Genomic DNA, 15,260 nt, shown 5'->3' with positions numbered 1-15,260 from the left:
GGAGGGAAGCCATTATGAAGACTATCCCTCAGATGCGCCTGGGCGAGTTGGCGGCCTATGTCTGCTCCCACCTTGCGAGCAGGGGCATTCATGTCGTCCTCAGCGGTGGTGGTTGTGTGGCCATCTACGCTTCAGGCCCGTACAGTTCTATGGACCTGGATTTCATCGCTCGACTGCATGCCACGCGACGGAAACTCAAGGGGGCTCTTGCGGAGATTGGCTTCACCGAGAAGAACAGGTATTTCGTCCACCCGGACACCCAGTTTTTTCTTGAGTTCCCCTCTGGGCCACTGGCAGTCGGGAGCGAACCGGTCGCAGAGGTAGAGGAGCTTCACCTGAAGACCGGAACCCTTCGGCTGCTGTCGCCGACCGATTGCATCAAGGATCGCCTGGCTGCGTTCTATCACTGGAATGACCGGCAGTGCCTTCAGCAGGCGGTCTGGGTGGCTCTGGAGCAGCAGGTTGACTGGGAGGAGCTGGAGCGGTGGTCGCGACAGGAGGAGGAAATGGAAAAATTCGAGATGTTCCGGGGGAGGTTCAAGGCTGATGGCGTACGATGAACATCTGGCCGACCGCATCCGCCAGGGCTTTGCCGAGCTGCACGTGACGGCGGCAGAGAAGAAGATGATGGGCGGGCTCTGCTTCATGGTCCACGACAAGATGTGCGCAGGGATCGTCGGCGAGACCCTGATGGCCCGCATCGATCCGGCGCTCTACGAGCAGGCCCTGACCCGCCCGGGGGCGCGGGAGATGGATTTTACCGGCCGGCCGATGAAGGGGTTCGTCTTCGTCGAGCCGGAAGGGATCGACGAAGACGCTGATCTGCAGTACTGGCTGCAGCTCTGCCTCGACTTCAACCCGCGGGTCAGGGCCAGCCGCAAACGGAAATCGGCCTAGATGGGAAAAACCCGCTTTTGGCGGGCCTTTTTTGTTGAAGAGGGGTGGCGGGGATGTAAGGGAAGGGGAATGAAGTGAGGTGTCCCCCGAACTGCGGTCCAGGTCTCCAGTTTGCGGAGGCCCTTTTTGGGGATAAAGTTTTGGGACTGAAATCGCCTCCTGCATAGCGGCTTTGATCTGTATTTGAATATTGACCCATCGTTGGCACCCAATTGATCCTTCGCCGGAGAAATATGAATTGTTGATTCAGTATCTAGTACGGGCGGAAGTCGGACAGGCTCAATACCGATTTGGATCATATCTGGAAGAAGGTCAATTTCGGCTGGTGCACAGGGAGGCTCTATGACGCGTGGTTATCTCTTGATCGTCCTAATTGTAGCGGGCGTGCTGGCTTACCCCCGGTCAGGATGTCCCGAGCAACCGCAAGACAGACCCGCATCGGTCCAGGAATCGCTCTTCCATACATTTCCGGTCTCGATTGATGGAATCGTTCTCTTTCATGTGCGAGGCGTGGAGGCTTATCCTGCGGATGAGCGGGCGAAGCGGATCGGCAGTTTGATAGAAAAAGCGGCCCAGGACCAATCTGTCAGGCCCGACGACATCACGGCGGTCGAGTCAGATCTTTCGACTGACATCGTTGCCGGCAACAGAGTCATCATGTCAGTTGTCGACGCGGATGCCCTCCCAGAGGGAGTAGACCGGCAACTCCTGGCAAAAATCCATGTCGGCAAGATTGGCGAAGCCGTCGAACGCTACCGTCAGGAACGCACTCTCAGGGAAATCTATCTCGGGATTCTCTGGAGCGTAATCGCAATGCTTGTTCTTCTAGTGAGCTTGCTCCTGATTCGGACCCTCTTCCGCCGTCTGCAAGAGAAGGTCGACGCGGCACAGCTTGCGGACAGGATAGCTTCCATCAAAATCCAGTCCTTCGTCATCGTTAATACCGAGCAGATCAAGGCGCTCCTTACGGGTGCAGTGCGGGCCGCCCGGTTCCTGACCATCCTGCTGCTGTTCTATGTGGCGGTCAACCTTGTGCTGGGTTTCTTCCCATGGACCCGCCCGTTCTCCAACGAACTGCGCGATTTCCTGCTGGCCCCTCTTGCAGCCATGGGGAGAGGAATTTTGCACCACGTACCGAACCTGATCTTCCTTGCCGCCCTGGTTTTTGTCGCCAACTACCTGTTCAAGCTGATGCGCCTGTTTTTTGAGGGGCTGGAAAACGGAGCCATAACCTTCTCGGGTTTTTATCCCGAATGGGCCAGGCCGACCTTCAAGATCGCCAGCGCCCTGCTCTTTGCATTCATGGTGGTAGTGGCCTTTCCCTATATCCCAGGGTCTTCCTCACCCGCCTTCCAGGGCATTTCCATCTTCCTGGGGGTCATCCTCTCTCTCGGCTCTTCTTCGATCATTTCCAATATCCTGGCCGGGCTGACAATGACCTACCGGCGGGCATTCAAAGTGGGGGACCGGGTCATGATCGGCGATTTTCGCGGCGAAGTGACCGAAATGAGGCTGCTCGTTACGCACCTGAGAAGTTCGAAGAACGAAGAGATTGTCGTACCCAATTCAATGATCTACAACAGCCACGTGATCAACTACAGCACCTTGGCAAAACAACGCGGCCTTGTTCTTCATACAGCCGTGACCATCGGCTACAACATCCCCTGGCGCCAGGTCCATGCGCTTTTGCTGCAGGCTGCCGGACGCACGCCGGGGCTGCTGCCCGCCCCACCGCCTTTTGTTCGGCAAACTGCTCTCGACGAAGTTTATGTGCGTTACGAACTGAACGCCTATACCGACTCCCCCCACGGGATGACGCGAATCTATTCCGACCTGCACCAGAACATCCAGGACGCTTTCAACGCGTATGGCGTGCAGATCATGACTCCGCGCTATGCGTTCGACCGCGAGCCGCCAGCAGTGGTGCCTCCTGAGCGCTGGCACGAACCGCCTGCGGAACCTCCCGGCGAAAAGAACGAGGGCATGCCTTGAACATCCTGGGCAAAGCGCGCCTTATTGCCCGCGCCAGCAGCTTTGATAACCGTCGCCACTGACATATGATGCGCAACTTTTCGGGGCAGCAGCAACTATCGAGGGAGCTCATATTGCGCCTTTTGCCGGATCAGTTAAATTTACATCAACAGACGCCGGCCGCCGGAGCGGAACCGGGGTTTTTCAACGTGATGAATCGGAGGAACGACGATGGGGAAAAAGAATGCCCGGACCAGAAGGATTCCCGAACTTCAGCAGGGGACCTACAGCGACGGCCATCCCCTTGATGAAGTTCAATACCTCCAGTGCAAGATCATCCTGAAGCCCGACCGCTTCATCTCCGTCGCGAGCTTCCATGAGTTCGGCGATGCCGTGCTGCGCACGGCTGAAGAGCTGGGCATCGAGTTTTCCCGTGATGCCGGGGAGGGCCAGAGACCGCGGATCAAGGAGATCGTTTTTGCCGACACCCCGGACTGCCTGCTTTACAACAATTCATTCATCCTGCGCCGGCGCATTGCCTTCGAAGACGGTTTTCCCGTAGGTGAACCGGAAATAGTTTTCAAGTTCCGGCATCCGGACATGCAGAAGGCTGCGGAGCTGGACGTCAGGCCGAACATTGCCGGCAAGTACCGGATCAAGTTCAAGGCTGAGGCCCTGCCGCTGCGCGATGGTGTCGGCGGGTTCCGCCTGCTGTTCTCCCACAATGTCGAGTTCGGTGTGAGTCAACTGCATGAGGGGGATCGCACCTCCATGGCAACGCTCTCTCGCGTCTTCCCGGCGTTGGCGGCCCTGAAAAGGTCCGATAACGAAAGAGTTGAACTGGTGAGTCGTCAGTTCGTCGAGGAGGTGCTTCAGGATCTCGGCGTGCTTGACTTCGGCAAGGGGATCACGGCCAAGGCGAATGTTGCACTGTGGCGTACGCGGGGCGAGCACCTGCCGCTCATCGGAGAGTTCTCGTTCCAGAGCAAGTTCAAGCGAGGAGATGAATTCCACGACAAAGCGAAGAGGCGCTGTGAGCAGTTCTTTGTCTCGCTCCAGCACAATGTCAAGGACCGCATCTCCCTCGGGACGACCAAAACGGGGGTAGTATACCGCCTGCAGGGAAATCAGCCCCAGAGCCATGAGTGATGTCTCGGTAGTTTCGGGAAGCGGGAGGCGGGATTTATGAAACCAACTGGGAAGCTTAGCCTGTGTGCAATCTTCGTAGCAGGTATGGCAATTTGTTTGGCAGGGTGCGCGATGCTTCCGAAGGAAAGGGTAGCAAGCACGACGACCGACTATAATCTGGTTGTCGAAAAAGTGCAGAACGAGATGCTCCTGCTCAACGTTGTGCGGGCAAGCAAGCGTCACCCAATGTACTTCACCGGCTTCAACCTGTTGCGAGGAAGCTTGTCGTACAGTTTTCAGACGGGAGACATTACCATTCCTTTCGGGAAAATAGGGGCCGGGCTGGATGGCGCATATTCCATTGCTCCGAGCGTACGCTATTCCACCAACCCATCCTTCGATCTGGTCGTTTGGGATACCAAGGAATTTACGTCCGGCATCATGACCCCCGTGTCCATTGATACGGTTTACTATTACCTGGACAAGCTGGGCTGGCCGAAAGAGATGCTACTGCATCTTCTGGTCGAACGCCTGGAAATGTACAAGAACGATACCATCGTGGCTACCTTCGAAAATGATCCCGAAAGCAGGGAAAAATTTGAAGCGTTTCAGGCCAAGCTCCGGGAATTGCTAAAATGCAAGTTTGTGGGCCGGGAGAGGGATGAGCCGATCGGGCCCAGGTTGGCGGCGAAAGACATGGCGGACCTGCAACGGCTGATTGAGGTCCATAAAGCCGGACTTGCCCTCAAGCGGGTGGCAGAGGGAAACGGCGAATGGTATCAGTTAAGTTCGACAAAAACCGACTATTTTTACACTTGTGGGGCGGATAGCACACCGGAAGCCGGCACCTTCAGCGTAGCAGATACAACAAGGAACGATCTGCCAGACAACAACGATAAACAGGGATACCGGATATTTTTCAGGTCACCGGAAGGGGTGCTGTATTACCTGGGTGAGATATTGCGCGCCGAGGTGGAAAAAGGTTACGTGCCCATGATAGAGATCTGCGAATCAAGACCGCATGTCCCTTTGTTTGTAGTTAACAAATCAAACGGCACTGCCGATGCTTCGGTTGTTACGGTAGATTACGAGGGAGCCGAATACTATATTCCGGCAGACCCGGCAACCGGCCCCGACAACAGCTGCAGCGGAGACCGTTCGATGCATGTCCTGACGTTCGTTTCGCAACTCATTGCCGGACAAAAAGCCGGCATGAATGTACCCGTTACAGGAGCGGTTACTACTGTCGGTCAATGATGAGCTTGTGGAGCATCTTCAATCTTTTCCCGAATGCAGGACCCGCGGCCAAACACCTATAGGAGAAAAGGAGAACTGCCGTGAAGAACGATTGGAAAAAGCCGGCGGCCATGGCCATCCCGAAGGAAGGATTCATCAAGCTCGAGGAGGGTCGGTACGGCCCGATTTTTCCGAAGACCCCCGCGTGCTACGGCTTCACGATCATCGCCAAGATCAAGCCCGGGAGGGAGGAGACCATCCGCGAGCACGGCAAGACCATCGAAAAAACCATTGCCGAGCTGCCCGATGCCCTGGCCGTGCTCAAACTGCACTACCTGCGCTGGGTGCTCTTCGACATCGGCATGGAAACCTACTTCATGTACCAGGGGATCTTCGACACCGATTTCGACAAGTACACCGAGGATGCGGTGGCCCTCTTCTCGCAGTACGGCATCAATACCGTCTTCGAAAACCTGGAGGGCTTCCCCGAGGACTGGAAGACGAACCCGGCGGCCTTCGTCAAGTTCGTCCGCGAGCACCAGTGCCCGAGCTTCCTGGAATACGGGGAGTATCCCTATGTGAGCGCCGACGAAATCAAGAAGGCGCTGAAGCTGAAGGCGGCCTTTTCGGACATGCTCGATCAGATGCAGTGACCCGCCGGAGGACGTACCATGCTTGAGTTCGAAGACATTCAGCACATCCTGCTGACTCGAGTCCCCGCCCTCACCGGGCGTTACGAATTCCTTACCTTCCGAAGCATCGCGGGGGCGCGCGCCTGGCTGGCCGAAATCCTGGGAACGGTGCAATCGTCCGCCGAGGTGCGCGGCTCGGTCGAGAAGGACAGGCGCTGGGTGACCGTGGCCTTCACCTGGAGCGGCCTGCGCGCACTGGGTGTCGACGAGGCCTCGCTGGCCACGTTTCCGGAGGAGTTCAAGCAGGGGATGGCGGCCCGCGCGGAAATTCTGGGCGACACCGGCGCCAATCACCCCGACCACTGGGTGGGAGGTCTGGCCGATCCCGGCCTCCACGCCATCGTCATTCTCTTTGCCCGCGACGACGCGGAACGGGAGCGGTGCCGCAGGGAGCATGAGAGGCTGGTCGAGAGGTGCGAAGGGGTGAAACTGCTCTCGGCGCTGGACCTGCTGGCGACCCCGCCGTTTGATTCGGCGCACGACCACTTCGGCTACCGCGACCGCATGTCGCAGCCGGTCATCGAAGGGAGCGGAGAGGAGCCGACGCCAGGCACCGGCGCGCCGCTGAAGGCGGGGGAATTCATCCTCGGCTATCCGGACGAAGCCGAACCGCCCGCCAATCTGCCGCAACCTGAAACCCTCTCCCGCAACGGCAGTTTCATGGCCTATCGCCGCCTGCAGGAGCACGTGGGCGCGTTTCGCGACTTCCTGCGCCAGCACGGCCAGACTCCCGAAGAACAGGAGCTGGTGGCAGCGAAACTCATGGGGCGCTGGCGCAGCGGCGCACCGCTCGTCCTGGCGCCCGACAAAGACGATCCGGAGCTGGGCGCCGATCCGCAGCGCAACAATGATTTCAACTACAAGGAAATGGACCCCTTTGGCTATGCCGTGCCGCTCGGCTCGCACATGCGCCGCATGAACCCCAGGGACACGGCGGCGAATGTGAACCGGCGGCGGATGATCCGCCGCGGCGCCACCTATGGCCCGCCCCTGCCGGAGAACGTTCCGGATGATGGCGTGGAGCGCGGCATCGCGGCCTTTATCATCTGCGCCAGCCTGATCCGCCAGTTCGAGTTCGCGCAGAACGTCTGGGCGAACGACCGGAACTTCCACGAACTCGGCAACGAACGGGACCCGATCATCGGCAGCCAGGACGGCACGCTGGAGTACAAGATTCCGAAACGTCCGATCAGGAAAACGATCACCGGCCTGCCGGCCTTCACTACCGTAAGGGGAGGGGCCTACTTCTTCCTTCCAGGCATCAGGGCACTTCGCTTCCTTGCCGGACAGCAAAACGAAAGGACGACCAGATGAGCGCAATGAAGCACCTTGGGCGGACGTATAACCAGAACCACATCCCGCGGCCGTACACACGAGGGCAGCGGCGTTTCAGCATCTACTGGGCGTGGAGCTACCCCTGGGAAGCCAACCGGGACTTGACCGACCTGGATAACCGCTTCTCGACCATGACCGAGGTCCGCCGCGTTGCCTGGCCGCTTTACGAGGGAGCCGAATGGGACAGGAAGAATTTCCTGCAGGGGATCGACGGCACCCTGGAGCTGTTTCATCGCTCCACCATCTCATTCCAGGAGATCGTGGGCGAAACCACCGGCCATCCGGTGGCCGTCTATCAGCGCATTGACCAGGCGGGGTACAGGCTTCCCATCGACGAGAGGGTCCTGGCGGACACCGACACGCTGATGGTCTTCGGCCTGGACCACATTCCCTCCGAGCAGGAAGCCGAGAAGGGCGAAATCGACGCCATCCGGGAGTGGCTCAAGCGGGAAGGGACCTGCCTGCTCCTGGCGCCGCACCACGATGTCGGCGCCACCGCCGACGTGGCCCAGCGGCAGATGGAATATCGCCATCACGGTGATCGGCTGGTGCCGCGCCAGCAGCGCTTCGGCCAGTACACGCGCTCCCTGATGGACGGGCTCGGCGTGCCCGTGCTGAATCAGTTCGGGCTCCGGCCCGCCGTAGTCGAGGGTACCAGGGAGATTGCGCCTCTGACGATCAACCGGGACCTGGACAGGCTCGGCATGCTGAACGGGGTGACCACGTTCAACTTCCATCTGCACCTGCCCCATTACGCGCTAACCACCGAGGACACGGCGTCCATTCATGTTCTGTCCACGCAGCCGATCGATCCGGCCCGGCCGCACCCGTTCACGGCAGCAGGAAATCGGGAATTCAATTCTTTCCTCTGGATGCCGCCCCAAGGCAGTCGCGGCGGCGATGTCCTGCTGGCCGACTCGACCATCTTCACCACGTTATTCGGCGGGACGGAAAGCCTCGAGCTTTTCTGGCGGAACCTGGCGAGGCTGCGCGCCAGCGGGTAGTTGCACCCCGGGCTCGGGAGAGCCGCCGAACCGTCGTCGGGCGCCGGCAAGCTGATCCCTAAATGAAAGCAGCCCGAGCCACGAAGAACATGAGACGCCAAATGAATAATATGCAGCCTCCCGTCTTCCGCATGCGTCCGTTCCCCGCAGTCGCCATCGCCGTTATGGCCGTGCTCCTGGGGTCCCTGCTTGCCACGCCCGCGCCGGCACGCAGTCAGGTTCCGGCAAGTCCGGCTGCAGGCTTCACGTTCGCCATCACCGGCGATCTGGGCTATTATCCGCAGGAGGAACCCGGGGTCGACAATGTCCTCGCCGATCTGAACCGGGACGCCTCACTCGCCTTCGTCGTGCACGTCGGTGATCTGTCCTCGCCGCGATTTTCCTGCACGGACGAACTGTGGGCCAAGCGTCTGGCGCAGTTCCGCTCCTCGGCGCATCCGTTGGTGTATACCCCCGGCGATAACGACTGGACAGACTGTCACGAACCGACTGTCCAGGGGGCCGATCCGTTGGAGCGGCTCGCCAAGCTGCGGTCGGTGTTTTTTGCCGGCGATCACACTCTTGGCCAGCGCCCATTGGCGCTGACGCGACAGAGCCGAAGTGCGGATCCTGTGCTGGCCAAGTACCGGGAGAACGTGCGCTGGGACCTCGGCCGCGTGACGTTTCTGACGTTGCACGTCCCAGGCAGCAACAACGGGCTGGGGCGCTCGCTCGAAGCCGACGTGGAATATAGCGAGCGCAACCAGGCCAACCTCGCCTGGTTGCGGCAGGGATTCGAGCACGCCAAGGTCAGCAACAGCCGCGCCATCGTGATCCTGCAACAGGCCAACGTGTTTCCTGAATTCCCGCCGTTTCCTGACACGGCAAAAAATCCAAGCGGCTATGCCGACCTCCGCCGGGAACTGCAGAAGGAGACCATCTCCTTCGGCAAGCCGGTTGTGCTGGTCCACGGCGACAGCCACTTTTTCAGGGTGGACAAGCCGTTGAGCCCGCGGCCGGTGCCGGGCGTCGCGGTCACGCCGGCCCTCGAAAACTTCACGCGCGTCGAGACGTTCGGTTCACCCTACCACCACTGGGTCCATGTCACAGTCGACCCGAGCGATCCCAACGTGTTCACCTTCCGCCCACGCCTGGTGGCGGCGAATCTCCGGCAGCGGCCGTAGTGCGCCTGTGGGCACATACCGGCCGGTCCATGGCCTGGCGCCCACTGCCTCCGGCGTCCGGTGAAATGCAGTGAGACGTCACGCAAAATTGCACTCAAGGAAAAACTGGCATTTTCTGCCGGATTTCCCTCAAGGGTTGCTGACTGACTTTGAGGAACCCTTCCAGAGGGCGGTCGAGGTCGATGATCAGGAGCAGAACGGCAGAGAATGCGAGGCCGAGGGCAATGGATACGAGGCCGGCGCGCTTGCCGGCGAGGCCGGCGAGGTACCCCATGGAGATCATGGCGAGGAAGGTCACGAAGAAGAGGACAAAGAGGATGACTGCGGGAATGCGGCTCCAGAGGCCCGCCCGCACACGTTTTGCGTGCAGATCGAACACCTCGTTCAGCGTCTCGATGAAGAGACCGACTACTACCGAGCCGGGATTTCTCTCCCCGAGGGCAACGGCCCTGGACCAGAGCTGCTGCTGGATCTCCTCCGACCTTGCGATTGCCTTGCCTACATCCCGTTGATCGGCCCATGCCAACCTTGTCTCCACGTATTCGGGCAAGAGCGAGCGGATTTCCGAGCGTTGGGGCTGCGGCAGCAACTCAGCGCGGATATAAGCCGTCTGCAGCGCGTTGGCCTCCGCAAGCACCAGGGAGCGCCGGGTGTCGTGGCGCGCTGACGCCATGCTGAAGGTGAACCCCAGCATGAAGGCGAGCAGACCGAGGGTGGCCCCCACCATCGAGCCGACCGCAGCCTCCTTTACATCCTCCTTCCGCCGTCTTTTCGCCATGCCCAGCAGGAAACCGATTTCAACAAAGGCGAGGACGAGCGCAACAGTCGTGACGAACACGCCCCAGACGGGGACAAGATCAAGCGGATTATTCTGCATCGGCAATGCTCCTTAAGGCCTCAGTCTCTCCGCCGCGCACTGAATCTCCCTCACGACGAAGAAGTGCGTTGGAGTGAAGTTTATGCACCCGGACAGGCTTCTGACCGGCCGAGAAGTCCGTTGGCGGCAATTTTATCCCAAGATTCATTCCGGGCAACCGGCTGTCGGTGGCCGGCCGAGAATTTTTTTGCCCCCAGCTCCCTGTTCGTTATACTGAAGTTGATCGCAACACAGGTTGGCCGGTCTTCGTCGTGATCATCGGAGTAAACCCGGTGTCCGGACCGGCTGGCCACCTCGAACACCCGTGACCAGGGAGGACGGAAATGAATGTGGTCGTTGAGGACTTTTTCGACGTTCGCCAAGTGTCGCTGGAAGGGAAAATCAACAGTCTTATTGCCCCTGAACTTGAAAAAGCACTTGATGAGGCAATCGCTGGTGAGCCGAAGCACCTGATCGTGAATCTGAAGGATGTGGAGTACCTCTCGAGTGCGGGGCTTCGCAGCGTCCTGGTCATCGCCAAGCGCCTGGACAAGAAGCAAAGAAAACTCGCCTTTGTCGGGGCACGGGAGTTGGTTGCAGATGTTATCCGGCTCACGGGGGTGGACAGTATCTTTCCCCTTTGTGCTACCACCCAAGAGGCCAGAGAGAAACTGACGGCATGAGCCGGCTGTGCATTCGCCTTCCGGCCAGCCTTGAGAGCCTGGAACCCCTTCGGGTTTTCGTGGAAGGACACGCCCTGCGCGCCGGCCTGGACGAGGCACAGGCCAGGCGTCTCGAATTGGCTCTGGAGGAGGCGGTCGTCAACATCATCGATCACGCCTACGGGGGGCGTGGGGGGGAGTTGGAGCTGTGCTGCAACCCGATGCCACGGGGCCTTGAAATCCGCCTCGTTGACGAAGGGCCCCCGTTCAATCCACTGGAGGCCCCTCCTGTGGCCCCCCTCACTGACATTGCCTCGCAGAGAATCGGGGGGATGGGCATCCACCTGTTCCGCAGTCTTGCCGATGGTCTCCGTTACCGCCGGGAGGGAGAGCGGAACGTGCTGACCCTGCGCTTTCTTCGTAAAAACGGGGATGGCCCATGAGCCGTGCCGACAGGGGCCCATCCGCCACGGACCCGACCACCGGGAAAGCTCCCCGCCGCTTTGCCCTGCGTCTGGCCGGTTTCATCCTCTCAGGCACGGCCCTGATTTTTCTTGCCGCGCTCGGTTACAACTATTACGCCTCACGGGCCAGGGCGCTGGAAGAGTTGCGGAAGAACACGGCGGTTCTCACCCGGGTCGCCGCCGACCACATCGAATCGGTTCTGAGCGGTGCCCAGAAGGTGCCGTTGGCGCTGGCCGAAGCGCTGAAGGGGAGACCCTTCAGAGAAGAAAAGCTGCTGAACCTGATCGAGGGGTTTGTCCTGAGCAGCCCCGAGGTCTTCGGCTCCACGGTGGCCTACGCTCCATACGCCTTTGATCCGAAGAAGCGTTATTTTGCGCCCTACTTCATGCTCAAGGAGGGGACGCTGCGCTTCAAGTGGCTCGGCGGGGAGGAATTCGACTATTTCACCATGGACTGGTACCGCCTTCCCCGCGACCGCGGGGAGCCGCTCTGGACCGAGCCTTATTACGACATAGGCGGGGGAGACATCCTGATGGCCAGCTATTCCGTCCCGGTCTTTCGCACCCGGGAAGGTGAGCGCACATTTATGGCCGTGGTGACGGCCGACATTTCCCTGGAATGGCTGAACCGGGTGATGCAGAAGGTGCAGCCGGTCAAGGGGAGCTATGCCTTTCTGGTTTCGAAACAGGGTGCTTTTCTCACCCGGCTAGGACGATACACCAGCTTGGACCACCTTCAGCAACTCCCTGCCCTGGCGCCGGGAAACACCGATCTGGAACGGGCCGTGCGAGACATCCTCGCCGCCAGGGAGGGCTTCGTGGCCCTCGAGCGCTTTCTCGACGAGAAGCCGGTATGGCTCTATCACGTCCCGCTGGCGGCCCTCGGTTGGTCGATGGTCGTGGTGATCCCCGAGGAGGAGATATTCACCGGAGTCAACATCCTTTCCAGATACACGCTGGGGATCGGTGCCGCCGGCCTGACGCTGCTCAGCCTGGTGATCATTCTGATCTCCGAACGGATCTCCCGCCCGCTTCGTGCCCTGACCGAAAGCGTACGCCAGGTCGCCCAAGGCAACCTTGAGGTCGAGCTTCCCGCCATCACCGCCAACGACGAGATCGGTGTTTTGACCCGCAGTGTCGACGAGATGAAAAAAGCCCTAAAGGAGTATATAGGGGATCTGGAGCGGACAACGGCCGCGAAGGAACGCATTGAGAGCGAGCTGCGTATCGCCCGTACCATCCAGATGAGCTTTTTGCCCCGGTCCTTCCCCCCCTTCCCTCAACGGGAGGAGATCGACCTGTACGCAGCTCTGGAGCCCGCCCGGGAGGTCGGAGGGGACTTTTACGATTTTTTCCTGCTGGGAGAGGACCGGCTCTTCGTTGCGATAGGAGACGTATCGGACAAGGGGATTGCTGCCGCGCTGTTCATGGCGGTGACCAAAACGCTGTTGAAAGGGATCGCGGCAAAAGAGATGGAACCGACCGAGCTGCTTCAGCGGGTCAACCTCGAACTCTGCCAGGAAAACGATGCCCTGATGTTCGCTACGGTCTTTTGCGGGGTTCTCGACCTGCAAACCGGCGTGTTCTGCTACACCAATGCCGGTCACAATCCCCCGCTTCTGCGCAGACGGGGAGAAGCGCCGGCCTGGCTGGAGCTTCCCCCGGGACTGATTCTGGGGGTGTTCCCTGAGGCTCGCTATTCGCCGATGAAGCTTCAGCTAACCCCTGGGGACTCCCTGCTGCTCTACACGGACGGCATCACCGACGCGCTGAACCTACAGGAGCAGGCCTTCTCGACAGAGCGTCTGCTGCTGGAAGCCGAGGGACCGCCGGAGGAATCGGCTTTGGCGATCACTCAGAGAATTCTCGGCCGTATCCACACCTACTCCGCAGGGGCCGACCCCGCCGACGATATGGCCTTACTTAGCCTGCGATACCTTGCCCCCGGCAATCATTGACACTGCCATCCCCCGACAAATTACTTCTCACGCAGGTCCAACCTTGAGACGGAATTGACTGTTCTTATTAATGACTTTTTGCAAGCGAGGGCCGGCAGGGTCAGGCTTGACTTTCTGCCATTCTCTACGAAGAGCATGAAAAAGCCTCCAGTGTCAACTTTGACATTTTGACATTTGAGCAGCCTGTCACAGCGCCTACATCAACTCCGGATGTCACTGCAGTACATCTTCCCGCAACTCCGTCCCCACGGGCTGACCAGCCCTCGCCAGGACCTATTTCCGGCCCTTCACTGAGAATGCCCACATAGTCGTTGTAGATGAATTTCCGATTCCTTTCCCCGCTGCTTATCTGTCGCAGGCTGCCGAGATTTTCGCAGACGGCAATCAATGAATTGGCCTTGGTATAGCTGACGCCGACGATGCGGGCCACGTCATTGGCCATGACCACCGGCTGCCGCATCAGTCCGCGCAGCAACGCCAGGCCGTGGGAGCCTTCCCTATGGGCCACCATTCGGTCCGAATCCGCCCTTTGGTCGCTCTTTTTGAAATAAGGAAGGAAAAACTGACGCCATATCTCTCAGTCGCAAGATATGGCCTCCTCCCGGATGTCCATATCTCACAAAGCAAAATAAAAACACCTGCGGACCTTTTCGGATCGCAGGCGTTCATTTCAGTGGAACCGTAAGGATCAGACCACCTTCTCCAGCCACTCCTGCTCCCGACGGCAGAATTCCCGCAGCAACCCTGCCGCCCAGCGGTAGAGGGGATGGGTCTGGCCATCTGCTTCGATCCGGCCGCAGAATGCCTGCATCCAGGGATGCAGGAGGGTGCGGCAGAAGCCGGCCTGCTGCTCGACCGCCTTCCTGGCGGCGGGCAGATCGCGGCGGCTCAGGGCCTGCTCTTCCTGCTCCACCAGGTAGTAGAGGAATTCCAGCTCGGTCGGCAGGAAGTCCGGCGGCTCGCCGCTCCCCTCCAGCGCGAGCCCTTCGGCGCGATAGGCCTCGGCCACCAGCAGGCTGGTCTGCCCCATGAGGCACTCGTCCCGCTCCAGGTAGATGCTGCCGTAGGGCGGCGCCGGCGCGCCTCCCAGCCGGTTGATGAAGAGGCCGGTGTAGGCCGTCTCCAGCTCGACGGTCGAGGCGTCGATGGACGGGGGCGCGGGCGCTGCCGGCAGCAGCCGGCCGGCTGCCGCCGCCTCGCCCTGCCGCAGTGCTGCCGCCAGCTCCCGGTCGGGGTAGCTGAAGAGCCGGGCGAGAAAGGCGTAGAGCTGTTTCCGTTCGCTTACGTGCAGCATCGTTGACTCCCCTGCAAACTCCTTCGAGGCCCAGCTGGCGCATTTTCCGCCAGAGGGTGGTGCGGCTCATCCCCAGTTGCCGGGCGACGTCGTGCTTGCGCCAGCGGTGCGTCTCCAGGGCGCGGATGATCTGCTGCCCCTCGTCGCCGGCGGCCTCTTCCGGCCGGGGCGCCTCGACCACGGCCCGGTGCAGCGAGGCGGGGAGGAACTGCCGTTCGATGCGGCCGGTGGTGCTGGTGACGTAGGCGTGCTCGATGGCATTTTCCAGTTCGCGGATGTTTCCCGGCCAGTCGTGGGCCATCAGCAGGGCCATCGCCCGGCTGGAGATCTCGGAGATGCGCTCGCCGCGGGCGTTGAACTTCTGGATGAAGGCCTCCGCCAGCAGGGGGATGTCCTCCTTGCGCTGGCGCAGCGGCGGCAGGTGGATGGGGACGACGCAGAGCCGGTAGTAGAGGTCCTCGCGGAAATTCCCCTTGTCGATCTCCCGGCGCAGGTCCTTGTTGGTGGCGGCGATGATGCGCACGTCGGTCTTGCGGGTCTGGATGCCGCCGACGCGCTCGAACTCCCGCTCCTGCAGCACCCGCAGCAGCTTCGCCTGCA

General features: G+C 60.3%; 16 protein-coding genes. 13 read left to right on the top strand and 3 right to left on the bottom strand.

Annotated elements, in window-relative coordinates:
- The 9 genes from VD811_04255 to VD811_04215 form a co-directional block, all read left to right on the top strand.
- On the top strand, positions 1 to 560 hold a 560-nt coding region (locus VD811_04255; protein HXV20192.1), incomplete at its 5' end, for a hypothetical protein.
- Positions 547 to 897, top strand: coding sequence for a TfoX/Sxy family protein (locus tag VD811_04250; GenBank protein HXV20191.1), 351 nt, complete (start codon positions 547 to 549; stop codon positions 895 to 897). The genes VD811_04255 and VD811_04250, both read left to right, overlap by 14 nt.
- 342 nt (positions 898 to 1,239) lie before the next feature.
- Positions 1,240 to 2,889 carry a mechanosensitive ion channel domain-containing protein gene (locus VD811_04245; protein HXV20190.1) on the top strand — a complete coding sequence of 550 codons (1,650 nt, stop codon included), beginning with the start codon at positions 1,240 to 1,242 and terminating at the stop codon, positions 2,887 to 2,889.
- Between the two features lie 210 nt (positions 2,890 to 3,099).
- Positions 3,100 to 4,017 carry a hypothetical protein gene (locus VD811_04240; GenBank protein ID HXV20189.1) on the top strand — a complete coding sequence of 306 codons (918 nt, stop codon included), beginning with the start codon at positions 3,100 to 3,102 and terminating at the stop codon, positions 4,015 to 4,017.
- 36 nt (positions 4,018 to 4,053) lie between these two features.
- Positions 4,054 to 5,253, top strand: coding sequence for a hypothetical protein (locus VD811_04235; GenBank protein HXV20188.1), 1,200 nt, complete (start codon positions 4,054 to 4,056; stop codon positions 5,251 to 5,253).
- An 80-nt stretch (positions 5,254 to 5,333) separates the two neighbouring features.
- Positions 5,334 to 5,885: a hypothetical protein gene (locus VD811_04230; protein HXV20187.1), complete on the top strand. Its 552-nt coding sequence runs from the start codon at positions 5,334 to 5,336 to the stop codon at positions 5,883 to 5,885.
- A gap of 18 nt (positions 5,886 to 5,903) precedes the next feature.
- Positions 5,904 to 7,238, top strand: coding sequence for a hypothetical protein (locus VD811_04225; protein HXV20186.1), 1,335 nt, complete (start codon positions 5,904 to 5,906; stop codon positions 7,236 to 7,238).
- Positions 7,235 to 8,263 carry a hypothetical protein gene (locus VD811_04220; protein ID HXV20185.1) on the top strand — a complete coding sequence of 343 codons (1,029 nt, stop codon included), beginning with the start codon at positions 7,235 to 7,237 and terminating at the stop codon, positions 8,261 to 8,263. The genes VD811_04225 and VD811_04220 overlap by 4 nt, the downstream gene beginning before the upstream one ends.
- A 101-nt stretch (positions 8,264 to 8,364) precedes the next feature.
- Positions 8,365 to 9,426, top strand: coding sequence for a hypothetical protein (locus VD811_04215; protein HXV20184.1), 1,062 nt, complete (start codon positions 8,365 to 8,367; stop codon positions 9,424 to 9,426).
- Positions 9,427 to 9,520: 94 nt separating this feature from the next.
- On the opposite strand, the gene VD811_04210 is transcribed toward VD811_04215, so the two are convergent.
- The gene (locus VD811_04210) at positions 9,521 to 10,303 is read right to left on the bottom strand and encodes a hypothetical protein (protein HXV20183.1); all 783 of its coding nucleotides are present in this window, start codon (positions 10,301 to 10,303) and stop codon (positions 9,521 to 9,523) included.
- A gap of 323 nt (positions 10,304 to 10,626) precedes the next feature.
- On the opposite strand from VD811_04210, the gene VD811_04205 reads away from it, so the two are divergent.
- The 3 genes from VD811_04205 to VD811_04195 are packed head-to-tail and all read left to right on the top strand — an operon-like array spanning position 10,627 to position 13,366.
- Complete coding sequence (locus tag VD811_04205) at positions 10,627 to 10,965, top strand: STAS domain-containing protein (GenBank protein ID HXV20182.1); 339 nt, start codon at positions 10,627 to 10,629, stop codon at positions 10,963 to 10,965.
- Positions 10,962 to 11,387 (top strand): ATP-binding protein, encoded by a 426-nt coding sequence (locus tag VD811_04200; protein HXV20181.1) that lies wholly within the window; start codon positions 10,962 to 10,964, stop codon positions 11,385 to 11,387. The genes VD811_04205 and VD811_04200 overlap by 4 nt, the downstream gene beginning before the upstream one ends.
- Complete coding sequence (locus tag VD811_04195; GenBank protein HXV20180.1) at positions 11,384 to 13,366, top strand: SpoIIE family protein phosphatase; 1,983 nt, start codon at positions 11,384 to 11,386, stop codon at positions 13,364 to 13,366. Before VD811_04200 ends, VD811_04195 begins: the two co-directional genes overlap by 4 nt.
- 124 nt (positions 13,367 to 13,490) lie before the next feature.
- On the opposite strand, the gene VD811_04190 is transcribed toward VD811_04195, so the two are convergent.
- Both VD811_04190 and VD811_04185 read right to left on the bottom strand, forming a co-directional pair.
- Complete coding sequence (locus VD811_04190) at positions 13,491 to 13,877, bottom strand: hypothetical protein (GenBank protein ID HXV20179.1); 387 nt, start codon at positions 13,875 to 13,877, stop codon at positions 13,491 to 13,493.
- Between the two features lie 177 nt (positions 13,878 to 14,054).
- Positions 14,055 to 14,660, bottom strand: a complete 606-nt coding sequence (locus tag VD811_04185; protein HXV20178.1) for a molecular chaperone TorD family protein — start codon at positions 14,658 to 14,660, stop codon at positions 14,055 to 14,057.
- A gap of 76 nt (positions 14,661 to 14,736) precedes the next feature.
- Here VD811_04185 and VD811_04180 point away from each other — a divergent pair.
- Positions 14,737 to 15,260, top strand: a 524-nt coding sequence (locus tag VD811_04180; GenBank protein HXV20177.1) for a hypothetical protein, incomplete at its 3' end; no start/stop codon positions are given.

The sequence above is a fragment of the Desulfuromonadales bacterium genome (assembly GCA_035620395.1).
In the GTDB taxonomy this organism is placed as follows: domain Bacteria; phylum Desulfobacterota; class Desulfuromonadia; order Desulfuromonadales; family DASPGW01; genus DASPGW01.
The sequence above is the reverse complement of the archived record's forward strand: the minus strand, read 5'-3'. Positions and strand labels throughout refer to the sequence as shown.

Excerpts from the sequence above, each read along its gene's own strand:
- VD811_04195 (HXV20180.1), top strand. The coding sequence starts at position 11,384 with ATGAGCCGTGCCGACAGGGGCCCATCCGCCACGGACCCGACCACCGGG.
- VD811_04235 (HXV20188.1), top strand. The coding sequence starts at position 4,054 with ATGAAACCAACTGGGAAGCTTAGCCTGTGTGCAATCTTCGTAGCAGGT.
- VD811_04250 (HXV20191.1), top strand. The coding sequence starts at position 547 with ATGGCGTACGATGAACATCTGGCCGACCGCATCCGCCAGGGCTTTGCC.
- VD811_04205 (HXV20182.1), top strand. The coding sequence starts at position 10,627 with ATGAATGTGGTCGTTGAGGACTTTTTCGACGTTCGCCAAGTGTCGCTG.
- VD811_04220 (HXV20185.1), top strand. The coding sequence starts at position 7,235 with ATGAGCGCAATGAAGCACCTTGGGCGGACGTATAACCAGAACCACATC.
- VD811_04200 (HXV20181.1), top strand. The coding sequence starts at position 10,962 with ATGAGCCGGCTGTGCATTCGCCTTCCGGCCAGCCTTGAGAGCCTGGAA.
- VD811_04245 (HXV20190.1), top strand. The coding sequence starts at position 1,240 with ATGACGCGTGGTTATCTCTTGATCGTCCTAATTGTAGCGGGCGTGCTG.
- VD811_04210 (HXV20183.1), bottom strand. The coding sequence starts at position 10,303 with ATGCAGAATAATCCGCTTGATCTTGTCCCCGTCTGGGGCGTGTTCGTC.
- VD811_04215 (HXV20184.1), top strand. The coding sequence starts at position 8,365 with ATGAATAATATGCAGCCTCCCGTCTTCCGCATGCGTCCGTTCCCCGCA.
- VD811_04225 (HXV20186.1), top strand. The coding sequence starts at position 5,904 with ATGCTTGAGTTCGAAGACATTCAGCACATCCTGCTGACTCGAGTCCCC.
- VD811_04190 (HXV20179.1), bottom strand. The coding sequence starts at position 13,877 with ATGGTGGCCCATAGGGAAGGCTCCCACGGCCTGGCGTTGCTGCGCGGA.
- VD811_04240 (HXV20189.1), top strand. The coding sequence starts at position 3,100 with ATGGGGAAAAAGAATGCCCGGACCAGAAGGATTCCCGAACTTCAGCAG.
- VD811_04185 (HXV20178.1), bottom strand. The coding sequence starts at position 14,660 with ATGCTGCACGTAAGCGAACGGAAACAGCTCTACGCCTTTCTCGCCCGG.